The sequence below is a fragment of the Microbispora siamensis genome (genome assembly GCF_016863095.1).
GTDB lineage: Bacteria > Actinomycetota > Actinomycetes > Streptosporangiales > Streptosporangiaceae > Microbispora > Microbispora siamensis.
In genome coordinates, this window is record NZ_BOOF01000035.1 from 45,136 (window position 1) to 60,893 (window position 15,758).

At 72.2% G+C, this 15,758-nt stretch carries 15 protein-coding genes; 9 read left to right on the forward strand and 6 right to left on the reverse strand.

Annotated features, from left to right (window positions below; translation table 11 throughout):
• Positions 1–2: 2 nt before the first annotated feature.
• A complete protein-coding gene (locus tag Msi02_RS28400) occupies positions 3–1,325 on the forward strand; it encodes a helix-turn-helix domain-containing protein (RefSeq protein ID WP_204051095.1) in 1,323 nt (440 codons plus the stop codon).
• A 97-nt stretch (positions 1,326–1,422) separates the two neighbouring features.
• Positions 1,423–2,112 (forward strand): FadR/GntR family transcriptional regulator, encoded by a 690-nt coding sequence (locus Msi02_RS28405; protein WP_079314252.1) that lies wholly within the window; start codon positions 1,423–1,425, stop codon positions 2,110–2,112.
• 53 nt (positions 2,113–2,165) lie between these two features.
• Here the strand turns inward: Msi02_RS28405 and dnaN are convergent, their stop codons facing one another.
• The 3 genes from dnaN to Msi02_RS28420 form a co-directional block, all read right to left on the reverse strand.
• Positions 2,166–3,257, reverse strand: coding sequence for a DNA polymerase III subunit beta (gene dnaN, locus Msi02_RS28410; protein WP_204051096.1), 1,092 nt, complete (start codon positions 3,255–3,257; stop codon positions 2,166–2,168).
• A gap of 68 nt (positions 3,258–3,325) precedes the next feature.
• Complete coding sequence (locus Msi02_RS28415; RefSeq protein WP_079314250.1) at positions 3,326–3,973, reverse strand: response regulator transcription factor; 648 nt, start codon at positions 3,971–3,973, stop codon at positions 3,326–3,328.
• The gene (locus Msi02_RS28420) at positions 3,964–5,460 is read right to left on the reverse strand and encodes a sensor histidine kinase (RefSeq protein WP_204051097.1); all 1,497 of its coding nucleotides are present in this window, start codon (positions 5,458–5,460) and stop codon (positions 3,964–3,966) included. Before Msi02_RS28420 ends, Msi02_RS28415 begins: the two co-directional genes overlap by 10 nt.
• Before the next feature lie 132 nt (positions 5,461–5,592).
• On the opposite strand from Msi02_RS28420, the gene Msi02_RS28425 reads away from it, so the two are divergent.
• The 5 genes from Msi02_RS28425 to Msi02_RS28445 all read left to right on the forward strand — a co-directional run bounded on the left by Msi02_RS28425 (position 5,593) and on the right by Msi02_RS28445 (position 9,563).
• Positions 5,593–6,519, forward strand: a complete 927-nt coding sequence (locus Msi02_RS28425; protein WP_204051098.1) for an ABC transporter ATP-binding protein — start codon at positions 5,593–5,595, stop codon at positions 6,517–6,519.
• Positions 6,516–7,265, forward strand: coding sequence for an ABC transporter permease (locus tag Msi02_RS28430; RefSeq protein WP_204051099.1), 750 nt, complete (start codon positions 6,516–6,518; stop codon positions 7,263–7,265). The genes Msi02_RS28425 and Msi02_RS28430 overlap by 4 nt, the downstream gene beginning before the upstream one ends.
• A gap of 78 nt (positions 7,266–7,343) precedes the next feature.
• Positions 7,344–8,135, forward strand: a complete 792-nt coding sequence (locus Msi02_RS28435) for a helix-turn-helix domain-containing protein (protein WP_239108778.1) — start codon at positions 7,344–7,346, stop codon at positions 8,133–8,135.
• A gap of 76 nt (positions 8,136–8,211) precedes the next feature.
• The gene (locus Msi02_RS28440) at positions 8,212–8,676 is read left to right on the forward strand and encodes an SRPBCC family protein (RefSeq protein WP_079314246.1); all 465 of its coding nucleotides are present in this window, start codon (positions 8,212–8,214) and stop codon (positions 8,674–8,676) included.
• A 152-nt stretch (positions 8,677–8,828) separates the two neighbouring features.
• Positions 8,829–9,563, forward strand: coding sequence for a metallophosphoesterase (locus Msi02_RS28445; RefSeq protein WP_204051101.1), 735 nt, complete (start codon positions 8,829–8,831; stop codon positions 9,561–9,563).
• On the opposite strand, the gene Msi02_RS28450 is transcribed toward Msi02_RS28445, so the two are convergent.
• Positions 9,564–11,498, reverse strand: coding sequence for a family 10 glycosylhydrolase (locus Msi02_RS28450; RefSeq protein WP_239108779.1), 1,935 nt, complete (start codon positions 11,496–11,498; stop codon positions 9,564–9,566). It abuts the gene before it with no gap.
• Positions 11,499–11,687: 189 nt separating this feature from the next.
• Here Msi02_RS28450 and Msi02_RS28455 point away from each other — a divergent pair, with 189 nt between their 5' ends.
• Positions 11,688–13,190 (forward strand): golvesin C-terminal-like domain-containing protein, encoded by a 1,503-nt coding sequence (locus tag Msi02_RS28455; RefSeq protein WP_204051102.1) that lies wholly within the window; start codon positions 11,688–11,690, stop codon positions 13,188–13,190.
• A 24-nt stretch (positions 13,191–13,214) separates the two neighbouring features.
• On the opposite strand, the gene Msi02_RS28460 is transcribed toward Msi02_RS28455, so the two are convergent.
• Both Msi02_RS28460 and Msi02_RS28465 read right to left on the reverse strand, forming a co-directional pair.
• Positions 13,215–14,522 (reverse strand): carotenoid oxygenase family protein, encoded by a 1,308-nt coding sequence (locus Msi02_RS28460; protein WP_204051103.1) that lies wholly within the window; start codon positions 14,520–14,522, stop codon positions 13,215–13,217.
• 14 nt (positions 14,523–14,536) lie between these two features.
• Complete coding sequence (locus Msi02_RS28465; RefSeq protein ID WP_204051104.1) at positions 14,537–15,094, reverse strand: hypothetical protein; 558 nt, start codon at positions 15,092–15,094, stop codon at positions 14,537–14,539.
• 94 nt (positions 15,095–15,188) lie between these two features.
• Between Msi02_RS28465 and Msi02_RS28470 the strand changes: the two genes are divergently transcribed.
• Positions 15,189–15,743: a PadR family transcriptional regulator gene (locus Msi02_RS28470; RefSeq protein WP_204051105.1), complete on the forward strand. Its 555-nt coding sequence runs from the start codon at positions 15,189–15,191 to the stop codon at positions 15,741–15,743.
• Positions 15,744–15,758 lie beyond the last annotated feature (15 nt).

Genomic DNA, 15,758 nt, shown 5'->3' on the forward strand with positions numbered 1-15,758 from the left:
AGATGCCGAGTCAGGGAACCATCGGCGACCGCGTCCGCGGATTGCGGTTGAGCAGGCGCATGTCACAGGCCCAGTTGGCCGGACCCGACCTGTCCGACAGTTACGTCTCATTGATTGAGTCCGGAAAGCGGACGCCCACACCGGTCGTTGCCCGGCTGCTCGCCGAGCGGCTCGGTTGCACCACCGAGTTCCTGCTCCACGGGATAGAACCCCGGCAGCGCATCGACACCGAGCTCGGCCTCCGACATGCCGAGCTCGAGCTGTATCACGGCGATCCCGCCGTGGCGGCCGACCGCTTCGGCGAGATCGTCAAGGCGGCGGGTGAGGACAACGCGATGCTGGCCGCCCACGCGCGGCTCGGTGTGGCGCGGGCGCTGGAGGCCCAGGGCCGCGTCGGCCGGGCCGTCGAGGCGTACGAGCGGCTGCGCCGCGAGGCCGCAGCGCACCCCGAGCGCCTCGCCGACCTGCCGCTGACGGTCGCGCTGTGCCGTTGCTACCAGCGGGCCGGCGACCGCCTGCGGGCGCGCGACCTCGGCGCCAACGCGCTCGGCCAGATCGACCGGCTCGGCGTGATCGAGGGCGAGCTGGCCATCGAGCTGGCGCTGGCGCTGGTGGAGGCCGAGACCGGCCTGCCGTACGTCGAGCGGGTGCTGTCGACCGCAGGCCCGGCGCGCGCGAGCGACCGCAGCGCGGAGATCCTCGCGCTGTGGCAGGCCAGCGTCACGGCGGCCGAAGGCGAGGACTCGGCCCTGGCCGTGCAGCTCGCCGAGGACGCCCTCGCGGCGGGCCGTCCGGCCCGGATCGCCGTGCGGCGCGCCCGCATCGCGATGCACTGGGCTCGTATCACCGCGGCGGATCCCGAAGGCGCCGATTTGGACCGAGCCAACGACCTCGCGAAGTCCGCGGCGGACGTCTTCGCGGGCTTCCCGGCCGAACGGCAGGAGCACGCGCGGAGCCTCGTGGTGCTGAGTTTCGTACGGTTCCGGACCGGAGACGCGGAATCCGCAGCCGAACTCGCCGGTCAGGCACTGGATCTGTTGGACGGCGCCAAGGGGACCATCGCGGCGAGCGCGAACATGGTTCTCGCCGAGATCGCGTTGGCACGGTCCGAAGATCCGGTTGCCGCGCTGGACCGGGCCCACGACCTGCTGGACGGCGAGGCGCACGACCGGGAGACCGCCCGGGCCTGGCGCATGCTCGGCGACCTGTGGGGCCAGGCCGGTGCCCTCGACCGGCAGACAGGGGCATATCGTAGAGCCCTGGAAGCGGTCGGAATCCGCGTGAACATACCGGGCTCCATGACCACTACGGTGCTCGCTCGATAGCCTCCTGGGGCTCCGGACTTGTTCTGGAGGCTCTGGAATAATGAGGGTCTACCACTCATTCCATCATCGGATGATTGGCAACCCAAAGGAGGCTGACGTGAGCCTGCGGACGGCGCAGCGGGCGTCTCTCGTGGACCAGGTGATCGACCAGCTCAAGGAGCAGATCACCTCCGGCTCCTGGCAGATGAATGCCAAGATTCCCACCGAGACCGTGCTCGCCGAGCACCTCGGAGTCGGCAGGAACACCGTCCGTGAGGCGGTCCGCGCGCTGACCCACGCCGGACTGCTGGAGTGCCGCCAGGGCGACGGCACGTACGTGCGGGCCACCAGCGAGCTGTCGGGTGCGATGGCCAGGCGACTGCGCGCGGCCGAGCAGCTGGAGATCCTGGAGGTCCGGCGCGCCCTCGAGGTCGAGGCGGCCCGGCTCGCCGCGACGCGGCGGACCGACGAGGACGTCGCGTCCATCGAGGCCGCGCTGGCCGAGCGCGAGAAGGCATGGTCGGACGGCGATCCCGACGCGTTCGTCGAGGCCGACCTCGCCTTCCACGTGGCGGTCGTCGAGGCCACGCACAACCGGGTGCTGATCGACCTCTACGTCGACTTCTCCGCGGCACTGCGGGCGAGCATCGCGGCGGCCGGCGGCTCCCTGGAGCAGAACTACATCCCCCACGACGCGATCGTGCGCGCGATCGCCGCCGGCGACGCCACCGCGGCGGAGCGGGCCGGTCACGCGTGCATGGAGCACATCCTCATCGCCCTCACCGACTCGGCCACCCTCACCTCCTGAGCCCCCCGCCCGGCGGGTCCGTCTCGAACGGCACCCGCGGGCGCGAGCAGGGCTCAGCCGAGCCGCAGGGACATGACGAGATAGCGGAAGCCGGGGTCCTCGCCCTCGTCGGTGATCAGCGCGGGACGGGTCGGCGAATCCAAGTGGATGCGCGCTCGCTCGGTCCCGACGCCCGCCAGCCCGTCGAGCAGGAAGTGGGGCTGGAAGGCGATCTGGATGTCCGGACCCTCCAGCTCGGCGTCGACGACCTCCGCGCCCCTGCCGATGTCACCACCCCCGGCCTGGATCAGCACCTGTCCCTGGGAGAACGACAGCCGGACCGCGGCGTTGCGCTCGGCGACCAGCACGACGCGCTTGACGGCCTCCACGAACGGCCCCACCTCCACGTCGGCGTGGATCGTCCACTCCGCGGTCAGCCGGGACCGGTAGTCGATGAACTGGTCGTCCAGCAGGCGCACGGTGGTCGTGCGCCCCTGACTCTCGAAACCCGCCACGTTGTCGCCCAGGCCGATCGCCACCTCGCCGCCGCGCAGCGATCGGGCCACCTCGACCAGCACCCGCGCCGGCACGACCACGCCGTGCCGCGCGTCCTGCCGCTCCGGATGCCACAGGAACTCGCTCGCGGCGATGCGGTAGCGGTCGGTGGCGGCCATCGACACCCGCACGCCCTCGATGTCCACACGGATGCCCGTCAGCATGGGCAGCGTGTCGTCGCGGCTCGCGGCGGCGGCCACCTGCCCGACCGCGGTGGCGAAGGCGCCGCCGCCCACGGCGCCGACCTTCTGCGGCATCGGCGGCATCGCGGGGAAGTCCTCGTCCGGCATCGTGATCAGCCCGAACTCCGCGCTGCCACAGGTGAGCACCGCCTCCGACCCGCTTCTGACGATCTCGACGGGCCGGGCGGGCAGGCTCCGGGTGATCTCGGCCAGGACCTTCCCCGGGATCAGCACCCGCCCCGGCTCGGCGACGTCGGCCTCGACGTCGGCACGGGCCGAGACGTCGTAGTCGAAGGCGGACACCCGCAGGTCGTCGCCCGCCTCCAGCAGCAGGCCCGCGAGAACGGGCACGGCGGGCCGGGCGGGCAACACCCGGGCGGCCCACGCCACCGCGTCGGCCAGAACGTCGCGGTTAACCTGGAATTTCATCCCGACCTCCTGCCTGCGCCACGACTCGACCTCAAAAGTAGCGGCCGGCACCGACAATCCGGCCGGTTCTACTTGCTGTTCAGGAAGGCGAGCACGGCGAGGACGCGGCGGTTGTCGTCGTCGGAGGGCGCCAGGCCGAGCTTGGTGAAGATGCTCGCCGTGTGCTTGCCCACCGCGCTGTCGCTGAGGAACAGCCGCTGCCCGATCGCGGCGTTCGACCTGCCCTCGGCCATCAGTTCCAGCACCTCCCGCTCCCGCGGAGTGAGCCGGCCGAGCGGTTCGTTGCGCGCGTTGCTCGCCAGGAGCCGGGCGATCACCTCGGGGTCCATGGCCGTCCCTCCGGCCGCGACCCTGCGTACGGCGTCGACGAACTGCTCGCCGTTGAACACCCGGTCCTTCAGCAGGTAGCCGACGCCGCCGGACCCGTCGGCCAGCAACTCCCTGGCGTACAGCTGCTCGACGTGCTGGGAGAGCACGAGGACCGGCAGGCCGGGCACCTGTCGCCGCGCGGCCAGGGCGGCCTGCAGCCCCTCGTCGGTGAAGGTCGGCGGGAGCCGCACGTCCACGACGGCCACGTCGGGACGCTCGCCGACCAGGGCGGCGAGCAGCTCCGGGCCGGACTCGACCGCCGCGACCACCTCGAAGCCGTGCGCGCGCAGCAGGGCGACCAGGCCCTCCCGCAGCAGGTGCAGGTCCTCGGCCAGCACTACCCGCACGCGCCGCCCTCCGCTTCCCTGGTCCGCGCCGTCGTCGCCAGCGCGACGGCCAGCAGGCCGCCGCCGAGCAGAATCATGCCCACGATGACCGGCCACTGGAAGGGCTCGGGCACGTGCAGGCCGAGGAACCAGGACTTCACCGGCGATCCCACGAGCTTCAGCACCATCGCGACCAGCCCCTGCGGGAACAGCGCGATCGGCCACAGCCCCCAGCAGAGGCGGCCGAAGTAGCGCCACGGGGTCATCGGCGCCGTCCGCACCCGGAACGCCCGGGGCAGCTCGATGAAGGCCGTGGTCGGGCCGCCCACCGGGCTGCTCACCGCGAGGACGCCGTCGAACGCCCCGAGCCTGCGCTCGATGCCGCGCAGGCCGGTGCCCTGCTCGGGGTCCGCGCCGCCGTGGCCGTCGTCGGTCACCGTCACGCGCAGCGCCGGGCCCTGCGCGCTCACGTCCACCCACGCCTCGGTCGCGTCGCCGTGCCTGGCGGCGTTGGCCAGCAGCTCGCTCACCGCGAAGTAGGCCGCAGACTCCAGCGGCGCGGAGGCGCGCTCGGGCAGGTCGACCGTGACGTGGGTGCGCAGCGGGCTGTCCAGGGCGAGAGCGCGTACGGCGTCGCCGAGGCCGCGCTCGGCCAGCACCGGGGGATGGATGCCGCGCACCAGCCGCCGGATCTCCTGCAGCGCGGTCGCCGAGGCCTCCCTCGCCTTGCCGAGCAGCGCCCGGGCCGCCTGCGGGTCGCTTTCCAGCAGTTGCTCGGCCGCGCCGATGGTCATGCCGATCGCCACCAGGCGGGCCTGGGCGCCGTCGTGCAGGTCGCGCTCGATCCGGCGCAGCTCCGCCGCCTGCGAGTCGACGGCCTCGGTGCGGGCGGCGTCCAGGCGGCTGACCCGCTGGGCCAGCCTGGCCTTCTCGGTGGGCCCCAGCAGCGCGGCGGCGACCTGGCCGTGCAGGCGCACGGCCCACGGCGCGTACCAGGGCACGACGATCACCGCGAGCAGGACCCAGACCAGGCCCAGGAGGTCGCCGCCCACCACGCGGACGAGGCCGTACGCGGTGGCGAGCAGCGGAGCGGCGGCCACGAGCCCGCTCGTCAACGGCGCGGCGAGCAGATAGGCGAAGTCGCGCCAGGTGGCGGGGTCCTTCGTCATCCAGTGCCACCGCAGGTTGAAGGCCGGGATCGTCGGCCGCTTGTACAGCGTGCGGCCGTCGCGATACCACCCGTCGTGCTGCGGTACCGGCGGGGGCGGCTCGGGCCGGTACGGCTCGTCGATCGATATGCCCGACCAGCGCGCCGCCAGCCGGCGTTGCAGCCGGGTCACGGCCCGCGCGAGCCGTACGGCCGGGGGAAAGACGATCACCAGGCCGACCGCGAAGGTGAGCAGCACCGCCGCCAGCATCGTCAGGCCGGCGGCCAGGCCCGCCAGAGCGAGCCCGGCGAGGGCGGTGCTCCGTGCCAGGGCGGTGAGGGCCGAGCGAGCTGAGGTCATGCCTTCAGTCTGGGGGCTGCCGCCGGGCCGGCACAGTGGCCCGAGCCGCCCGATGGGGGTGGAGAAAAGTGCACCCCCACCGGGTCCGCAGCCGCATTCCGGGCCGCCCGCCCGGTTCCTAGCGTCGTCGGCATGGCAATCATCACCGTGGACCACCTCCGCAAGACGTACGGAACGCGGGTGGCGGTCGAGGACGTGTCGTTCTCCGTGGAGGAGGGCGAGGTCTTCGGCATCGTGGGCCGGAACGGAGCGGGCAAGACGACGACGGTCGAGTGCGTCGCCGGGCTGCGCACGCCCACCGCGGGCACCGTCACCGTGGACGCGGACCTGAAGGAACAGGTCGGCGTGCAGCTCCAGGAGTGCTCGCTGCCCGACAAGATCCGGGTCGGGGAGGCGCTGGCGCTCTACGCCTCGTTCTACTCCCGCCCGGCCGACTGGCGGGCCCTGGCCGAGGAGGCCGGGCTCGACCTCCGCGCGCCCTTCGGCAAGCTGTCCGGCGGGCAGCGCCAGCGGCTGTCGGTCGCGCTCGCGCTGGTCGGAAGCCCCCGCGTCGCGATACTCGACGAGCTCACCACCGGCCTCGACCCGCGAGCCCGCCGCGAGACGTGGGACCTGGTCGCCAGGGTCAGGGAGCGCGGCGTGACCGTCCTGCTCGTGACCCACTTCATGGAGGAGGTGGAGCGCCTGTGCGACCGGGTCGCGGTCATCTCCCGGGGGCGCGTGCGGGCGGTGGACACCCCCGCCGGGCTGGTCGCCCGCGCCGGCGGCGAGCAGCGTCTGGTCTTCGAGACCGACGAGCCCGTCGACGGCCTGCGGGCGCTGCCCGAGGTGGCGTCCGTCACCAGGAACGGCGCGGAGGTCACCGTCACCGGCACCGGCGACCTGCTGAGCGCCGTCGCCGCCGTGCTGCCCCCGTCCCGCACCCGTGGCCTGCGCATGGAGCGCACCACCCTCGACGACGCGTTCCTCACCCTCACCGAGCCCACCACCGAGCCCACCACCGAGCCCACCAGCGAGCCCGTCACCGGGCCGCTCACCGGCAGCCAGGAGAAGTCATGACCAGAGCCCTGACGAGACTCACGACCGTGGAGGCCCGGCTCTTCCTCCGCGAGCCGATGGCGGTGTTCTTCGCGATCGTGCTGCCGGTGGGCTTGCTGCTGGGGCTCGGCACGACGATCCCCGGCTTCCGCGACGCGGATCCGTCGCTGGGCGGCCAGCGGTTCGTGGACGCGCCCTTCACCGCGATGATGGTGCTGCTGTCGATCGTGACGCTCGGGCTGAGCGTGCTGCCGGGCACCCTGGTGATCTACCGGGAACGCGGCGTGCTGCGGCGGCTGTCCACCACACCGGTGCGTCCCGGCGCGCTGCTGGCGGCCCAACTGCTGATCAACGTGGTCGTGTCCGTGGTCGCCACCACGCTGACACTGGCGCTGGGTCACCTGATCCTCGGCGTGCCGCTGCCCGGCTCGCCCTGGGCGTTCGTGGCGATCTTCGTCCTCGGCACGCTCACCATGCTCACCATCGGCCTGCTGCTGGCCGCCGTGACGCCGAACTCCCGGGTCGCCCAGGGAGTGGGCTCCGCCCTCATGTTCCCCCTGCTGTTCCTCGCCGGGATGTGGCTGCCCCGGCCGCTCATGCCCGAAATCCTGCGCCGCATCAGCGACTTCACGCCCACGGGCGCCTTCGGGCAGGGGCTGATGGACGCCCTGGGCGGGCATGTCCCCCAGCCGCTCCACCTCGCCGTACTGGCGGGCTGGGCGCTCGCCGCCGGTCTCGCCGCGGCCCGGCTGTTCCGCTGGGAGTAGTCGATGCCGCCCGGGCGGCCCGGCGCCTACCTCAGGGGTAATCGCCGGGCCGATCGGCGACCGGATAGCGTCCGTGGCGTGACCGTTGCAACGCTTCACCAGCGGCCGTTCGGGGAGCTCCTGCGCCAGTGGCGCGAGCACCGGCGGCTGAGCCAGCTCGATCTGTCGAACCAGGCCGAGATCTCCACCCGGCACATCAGCTTCCTGGAGACCGGCCGGGCCACGCCGAGCCGCGACATGGTGCTCCATCTCTCCGAGCACCTGGACCTTCCGCTCCGCGAGCGCAACCACCTGCTGCTGGCCGCCGGATATGCCCCCGTCTACACCGAGTCGCCGCTCGACTCACCGGGGATGGCGGCGGTGTGCGAGGCGATCCGGCGGCTGCTGTCGGCCCACGACCCCTATCCGGCCGTGGTGGTGGACCGTACCTGGGAGCTCGTCGACGCGAACGAGGGCATCGCACTGCTGGCCGAGGGCGTGGACCCCGACCTGCTGAGCAACGTGCTGCGGGCGAGCCTGCACCCGGAAGGGCTCGCTCCGCACATCCTGAACCTGGGCGAGTGGCGGGCGCACCTGCTCGGACGGCTGCGCCGGCAGATCACGCTCACCGCCGACCCGCGGCTCACCGAGCTGTACGCCGAGCTGCGCGACTACCCCTGCGACCAGCCGGAGCCGGAGGTGGAGCTGCCCGGCCCCGGGGACATCCTCGTGCCGCTCCGGGTGCGGCGGGCCGGGCGGGAGCTGTCGTTCTTCAGCATCGTGGCGACCTTCGGCACTCCGCTCGACATCACGGTCTCCGAGCTGGCCATCGAGTCGTTCTACCCGGCCGATCCCACGACGGCGGCTTTCCTGCGCGACACCTCTTCGTGATCATCTGGCGTCCGCGCGGCGATCCGGCCCTGCCACAATTCCCCCATCAAGCCATGCCCAATAAGGGGAGACAAGGGTGCCCGCACGGGTGCTGACCAACACGTTCCACGTGGACGCCGCGCCGGAGGAGGTGTTCGAGCACCTCACCACGCCGGAGAGCTACATCGGCCTGTCGCCGCTCGTCGTCGCCGTGCGGGACGTCGACACCTCCGAGCCGGGGGTGGTGCGCTACACCTCCATCGAGCGGTTCCGCTTCCTCGGCCTGAAGTACGACAACCCCATCGCGGTCACGCTGCTGACCGAGCACCTGGCCGGGGGACTGTCCGTACGGGGACAGGTGCGCAGCCCCGGCGGCGTCCACATGGGCTATCGGTTCGACCTGTCCCCAGAGGCGGGCGGCACGCGGATGGACGACCGGCTGGACCTGAGCGCGCCGTGGCTCGTGGTGGGGTTCGCGGCGGGCCAGGCGCGGAAGGTGCAGCTCGCCAGGGCCCGGATCCTCGCCGAACGGCTGTCCGGGCGGTCGACGCGCGGTTCGTGAACGGCTCCGGCGACTCGGCGTACGCCGCGGTCGCGAGCGCCGGGTCGAGAGCGGCGGGCTCGATGCCATAAGTGCTGGGTGCGATGTCCGTCCTGACCGCCGCTCTCCGGCGTGAGAAGCTGAAGCCCCCACCATTGCCCCGGAGGTACCCCATGCTCGTGCTGGCGCACGTCAGCGACATCCACATCGACGGAAGCGAGCGGAACACCTCGCGCGCCGCCCGCGCGCTCACCTACGCGCGGTCGCTGCGGCCCGACGCGATCGTGCTCACCGGCGACCTGGCGGACCACGGCGCGATGGAGGAGTACGAGACCGTCCGCGAGCTGATCGCCGGTGACGACGTGCCGCTCGTGCTGTGCCCGGGCAACCACGACGCACGGGGGAACCTCCGCAAGGTCCTGCTGGAGCAGGACGGCGACCACCCGGTCAACCAGGCGATCAACCTCGACCACGCGACGATCGCGCTGTGCGACTCCAGCATCCCCGGCCGCCCCGAGGGCGCGCTGGACGACGACACCCTGGCCTGGCTCGACTCCGTGCTCGCCGCCACCCCCGGCGTCCCGGCCTTCGTCGGCATGCACCACCCGCCCGTCGCGCTCGGCATCCCGTACGTGGACGAGATCCGGCTGGGGCGGCCGGAGGGCCTGGCGGAGGTCCTGGGCCGCCACCCGCACGCCATCGCCGTGCTGGCCGGGCACGCCCACACGGCCGCGGCGACGACGTTCGCCGGGCTGCCGCTGCTGGTCGCGCCGGGGGTGGTCAGCACCGCGCTGCTGCCGTCCGAGACCTCGGCGCACCCTCCGGTGGACTACGACCTGCCGCCGGCCATCGCCCTGCACGTGCTGGACGACGGCCGGATCACCACGCACTACCGGCCCGTCCCCTAGTTAGACCTTCGTGATGCGGACGGCGTCGGCGACGACGTAGCCGGTGGCGGAGGTCCACCGGCTCACGCCGACCACCTTCGAAGTCCCGGCGGACAGCGTGAACGTGCCGAGCGAGCGCCACTGGCCGCCGCCCGTCCGCTGATCCACCGCGACCGTACGGTTGCCGCTCGACGTCGCCACGATGTACGGCGTCGCGCTGTTGTAGCCGGGGTCGGACGGATACCAGACCTCGACCCGGTAGCTCCCGGCGCTGGGGATCGTGGCGGTGAACCAGGCCGGGTCGCTGGCGGCCACGGGGGTGGCGAAGCGGTAGTCGGCGCCGTACCGCTGGGCGGAGTAGGCCGAGGTGCCCCAGGCCGAGCCCGCGGTGAAGGACGTCCCGGCGTTGTCGACCACGATCGCGGACGCCCCGGTGGCGGTCGCACCACCGCTGGGCGCGCTCTCCTGCCGCCATCGGTCGAGCGCGGTGACGTAGTAGGTGACGGTGCCCGTCGCGGTGGTGTCGGTGTAGCTCGTCTGCCTGGTCGTGGTCAGCAGGTTGCGGGCGTCGGCGATGGAGCACGGATCGGCCGTCGGGACCGCGCCGTCGACCCGGTAGACCGCGTACGAGGAGCCGCTGCCCTGCCAGGAGAGGGTGACGCCGGTCGAGGTGCGGACGGCGGAGGTGCTCGACGGAGCGGGGGGCGGGTTGCCGGTGCCCCGCGCGGGCGGGAGCGCCGGCCGGGAGTAGTGGGCCGCCACGAGGGCCGAGAAGCCCCCGATCCGGTCCGCCCTGACGTCCTTGGCGCTGAAGTAGACGTCGCCGGTCACCTCGGGGTGCTTCCTGTTGTCGTAGAGGTGGTCGCTGAGCTCGGCCGGGTCCTGCCAGGCGGCGTCCTGGCCGCTCGCGCCGACCCGGTAGGCGGCCTGGCCGACGACCAGGCCGACGCCGGTCCCCCTGACGACGTCGGACCACCAGGCTGTGAGCACCTCGTACGCGGCGGGGCCGTAGCCGATGTTCCAGTAGATCTGCGGCGCGACGTAGTCCACCCAGCCCTGCTTCACCCACAGCCTGGTGTCGGCGTAGATCGCGTCGTACGACTGCAGCCCGGAGGTCCGGGAGCCGAGCGGGTCGGTGGTGGAGTTACGCCAGATGCCGAACGGGCTGACGCCGAAGGACACCCACGGCTTGGCCGCGTGGACGCGCTGGTCCAGCTCCCGTACGAGCCGGTCGACGTTGTCGCGGCGCCAGTCGCCGATGTCGGAGAAGCCTCCGCCGTACCGGCTGAAGGTGGCGGAGTCGGGGAGGGCCTGGCCGCTCACCGGATAGGGGTAGAAGTAGTCGTCGAGGTGGACGCCGTCGATGTCGTATCGGGTGACGGCGTCCATGATGGCGTCCTCGATGAAGGCCCTGACCTCGGGGATGCCGGGGTTGTAGTAGAGCTTGCCGCCGTACGCGAAGCGCCAGTCGGGATGCACGCGGGCCGGGTGGGTGGAGACCAGCGTGGCCGGGTCGTCGTCGTTGGCGACGCGGTACGGGTTGAACCAGGCGTGCAGCTCGAGGTCGCGGGCGTGGGCCTCGGCCACCAGGAACGCCAGGGGATCGTAGCCGGGGTCGCGGCCCTGGGCACCGGTCAGCCACTGCGACCACGGCTCGTACGGCGAGGGCCAGAAGGCGTCGGCGGTGGGCCTCACCTGCACCATCACGGCGTTCATGCGCTTGCTGACGGCGAGGTCGAGCCAGGAGCGCAGCTCGGCCTGCTGTGCGGAGACGCTCAGGCCGGTGCGGCTTGGCCAGTCGATGTTGGCGACCGTGGAGATCCACATGGCGCGCAGCTGCCGCTTGGGCGTCGCGGGGTCCGTGGCGCAGGCCGCCGCGGCTTCGGACCGGGGAGTGACGAGAGTGACGACCAGGACGATGAACGTGGCCAGGAGGGTACGCGGAAGCGTGGTCACGAAGGGAAGTTTCAACGCCTTCCCTTGACCATGCAATAGTTTTCAGCCGATCGGAGGGGGCCCAAATCCGGTCACAGCACGACGGCGAAGGCGGAAAGTTTCTTCTTACACGGCTGTGATGTCAATTATCGACATCGTGTCAGAAGTGGCATACGGTGCAGCCGTCACCCCCCTCACCAGGAGCCCCGCATGAGTCTCCCCCTCGCCCGATTAGCCGCCCTCGCCGCCCTCCTCGTCCTCTGTGGCCTCACCGGACGGCCCGCCATGGCGGCCGGGCCCACCCCGCTTCCCGCGGCGTTCGACCGCGCCGCCGCCGCGCACGACGTGCCGCGCGACCTGCTGGTCGCCGTGGCCTACGCCGAGACCCACCTGGACGACCACGGCGGCAAGCCGAGCGCCAGCGGCGGCTACGGCGTCATGCACCTGGTCAGCAACCCCACGGTCCACGCCCTGGAGAAGGCCGCCGAGCTGACCGGGCTGCCGGTCGAGACGCTGCGCTCCGACACCGCGGCCAACGTCATGGGCGGCGCGGCCCTGCTGCGCGCCCACGCCGACGAGCTCGGCCTCGACGAGACCGCGAGGAAGGACGCCGGCCGCTGGTATCAGGCCGTGGCCCGATACTCCAACGCCGCCTCACCCGAGGTCGCCCGCCTCTACGCCGACTCCGTCTACGAGCAGCTCGGCCTCGGGATCAAGGCCCGTGGCGTCACGGTCGCGCCGCGGGAGATCACCGCGGACCGCGGCGCGTACGCCCGGGTCCGCGACCTGAACTCCCCGGTGGAGACGCTCAGCACCGACTACGGCCCCGCCGCGTGGGTGCCGGCCAGCTCCGCCAACTACACCGCCTCGAGCCGCCCGTCGAGCTACGCCATCGACCGGGTGGTCATCCACGTGACCCAGGGCTCGTACGCCGGCACGATCTCCTGGTTCCAGAACTCCGCCGCCCAGGTCTCGGCGCACTACGTGGTCAAGTCGTCGAACGGCGAGATCACGCAGACGGTGCGGGAGAAGGACATCGCCTGGCACGCGGGCAACTGGTCCTACAACACCCGCTCCATCGGGATCGAGCACGAGGGCTACATCAGCGACGCCTCGTGGTTCACCGACGCCATGTATCGCGCCTCCGCGGCGCTGACCCGCGCCATCTGCGACAAGTACGGCATCCCGAAGGACCGCGCGCACATCATCGGCCACAACGAGGTGCCCGGCGCCACCCACACCGACCCCGGCTCCTACTGGAACTGGACGACCTACATGAACTACGTGACCGGCGGCGGCACCCCGTCGTGGTCGGCCACGGTGGACAACTCGAGCGGCCAGTTCACGGCCAGCGCCAACTGGGGCACCTCGTCCTACTCCGGCCAGCGCTACGGCGCCGACTACCGCTTCGCGAACCCCGTGGCCGCGAGCGATCCTGCCTGGTATCAGGTCGCCGTCCCCAGCGCGGGCACCTACCGGGTCGAGGTCTGGTATCCGTCCGACCCCGGCTACAACTCCTCCGCGCCGTACATCGTGGCGACGTCGAGCGGCAACCAGACGGTCTACGTCGACCAGCGCTCCGGCGGCGGCACCTGGCGCAGCCTGGGCACGTTCTCGCTCAACGCCGGCACCTACAACGCCGTCGGCGTCAGTCGCTGGACCTCGGGCACGGGCTACGTCGTGGCCGACGCCGTCCGCGTCACCCGGGTCTGATCCCCCGATGAGCGTCCGTACGGCTCACGCTCCGGGAACGTCGTCGGGGATCCACGAGCCGTGGAAACCGGCGGGCACCCGGCGCGGCAGCCGTACGGACGCCACCTGGGCCAGGTCCGACGCGTCGAGCACGAGCAGTTCTGCGCCGTGCTCGGTGCCCGCGATCGACAGCAGCCAGCCCTCGTCCTCGGCCCTGGCGCCCGAGGCGGGGACGAACACGGCCTCTCCGGGCGAGCGTTCGCCCGTCTGGTGGGCCCGGCTCGTGCCGTTCGCGGTGTCGTACTTCACGATCGCGCCCTTGCCGACCGCGTAGATGTAACGGCTGGTCAGGCCGGTGCGGGTCTCGTTGATCGTGGGGAACTCCACGTCCAGGTCGTCGAGCGGCTCGTCCTTCGCGACGCCGGTGGCGGGGTCGAGCGTCCAGCGGTGCAGAGCCGCGCCCCCGGTGTGGGCGGCCGGGTTGGCCGCGCCGCCGATGGTGGGCCAGAAGCCGCAGAACGCCCCCGGCGAGTAGCGCACCGCGTCGACGACGACGCGCCCGTGCTCGTCCTCGCTCGCGTTGCCCACGTGGAAGACGTAGCAGGGGTCGATCTCGAACCACCGCACGTCGCCGGTCCTGCGGCTCATCACGCCCAGCCGCGCGCCGTACGCGTCGTCCCACCGGTAGGGCATGCCGCGGCCCACCAGGTCGAAGTCGAAGACGACCGGCAGGTCGAGCCACACCACGTGGTGCTCGGTGATCGCGAAGTCGTGGGCCATGGTGGGCCCCGGCACGTCCACCGGCCGGCTCTCCACCAGCTCGCCGTCGGCGGACAGCCGGTGATAGGTGAGATAGGGCGCGGCCCAGCCGTATCCGAAGAAGTGCAGCTCCCCGGTGATCGGGTCCTCCTTCGGGTGGGCGGTCATCGCCGTGGCCAGCCGCCCGCCGAAGTCGCAGGGGCCGACCGTGTCGAGCTCCGGCGTCATCTCGTACGGCAGGCCGTTCTCCACGAGCGCGAGGATCTTGTCGGCGTGCCGGATCACATGGGTGTTGGCGGGGACGGCCGCGAGGTCGACGCCGCGCTCGTGCACGTACGGCGCGCCGGCGAAGCGGGTGGTGCGGACCCAGCGGTTGCGGTACCACTCGGCCCGCCCGTCGCGCAGCCGGATGCCGTGGATCATGCCGTGGCCGACGAACCAGTGCCCGCCGTCCTCGCCGGGGCGGGGGTTGGGGCCGTTGCGGAAGTAGCGGCCGGTGAGCTCGGGCGGCAGCGTGCCCTCGACCGGCAGGTCGATCGCGTCGATCTCGTCGGGCACGGGGGCGAGGCGGCCGGTCAGGTAGGAGGCGGTCATGTCGGTGATTCCCTTCAGGCGGCGTAGCGGGCGCGGACGATCTGGGGGTAGCGGATGGTGAACAGGGCGGGGAGCGCGAAGCCGCAGACCTTCACCGCGATGATCGCGGCGGTGGCGTGCGGGGCGAAGGCGAGCAGCAGGGCGAGGCCGACGGCGTTGAGGGTGAAGCCGACCGCCCACACGGCGGTGATGACGGCGTTGACCCGGTAGAACAGCGGGGTCGCCTGCACCTCGGCCGGGGTCGTCCGGCGGGCGATGCCCAGCGTGAACGGCTTGCGGATGGCCAGCGACCCCCAGGCGGTGAGGGCCAGCCAGGCCACCGAGACGGCCGGGCCGTACTCGCCGAAGGGCGCCGGCGTGACCGTGAACGCGGCGAGCGTCAGACCGGCGAAGAACACCCCAGAGCTGAGTTCGATGACCATCTCGTCCCAGCCGCGCCCCGCCCTGCGGTCGATGGCGAGCAGCACGATCGAGACGAGGAGCGCGGCCGCGGCTCCGAAACGGGCCTCGCCGTTCGTGCTGAGAACGGCGAAGGCGATCCAGGGGAGGAAGGTCAGGACGTAACGGAGCACGGGGAGTTCCTTAGGTTCGACGTTCCAAGAGTGACATGTCGAAAGTAGAACCTCCGCTAGCGACATGTCAACACAGGAATGTACGATCGGACCCATGAGCCTTCGTCATGCCATGCTCGGCCTCCTGTCGGCCGGGCCCGCCAGCGGGTACGACCTGCTGAAGACCTTCGAGCTGTCCCTGGAGAACGTCTGGCCCGCGACCCAGAGCCAGCTCTACGCCGAGCTCGGCCGGCTGGCCAAGGAAGGGCTGGTGCGGGTCGCGGCGGAGGGCCCGCGGGGGCGCAAGGAATACGAGATCACCGAGGAGGGCCGGGCCGAGCTGCGCCACTGGCTGGTCGAGGTGCCGCCCACCCTGACCCGGCGCAGCGACATGCTGCTGCGCGTCTTCTTCCTCGACCAGGTCGGCGCCGACGCCGCCCGCGGCTACCTGGAGCGGCTGGCCGAGCGGGCCGTCCACGAGCACGACCAGCTCCGCGGCATCCGCGAGTTCGTGATCAGCCAGGGCGACGACGCGCTGCGGCTCTACGGCGACATCGCGCTGGAGTGGGGCCTGCGCCTGACCGCCGCGCAGCGCGACTGGGCCGAGTGGGCGGCCGGGCGGGTGGGGGCACTCGAACACGAGAAGGCCGGGCAGGCCGGAGCCGAGTGACAACTTCCGGGGCCC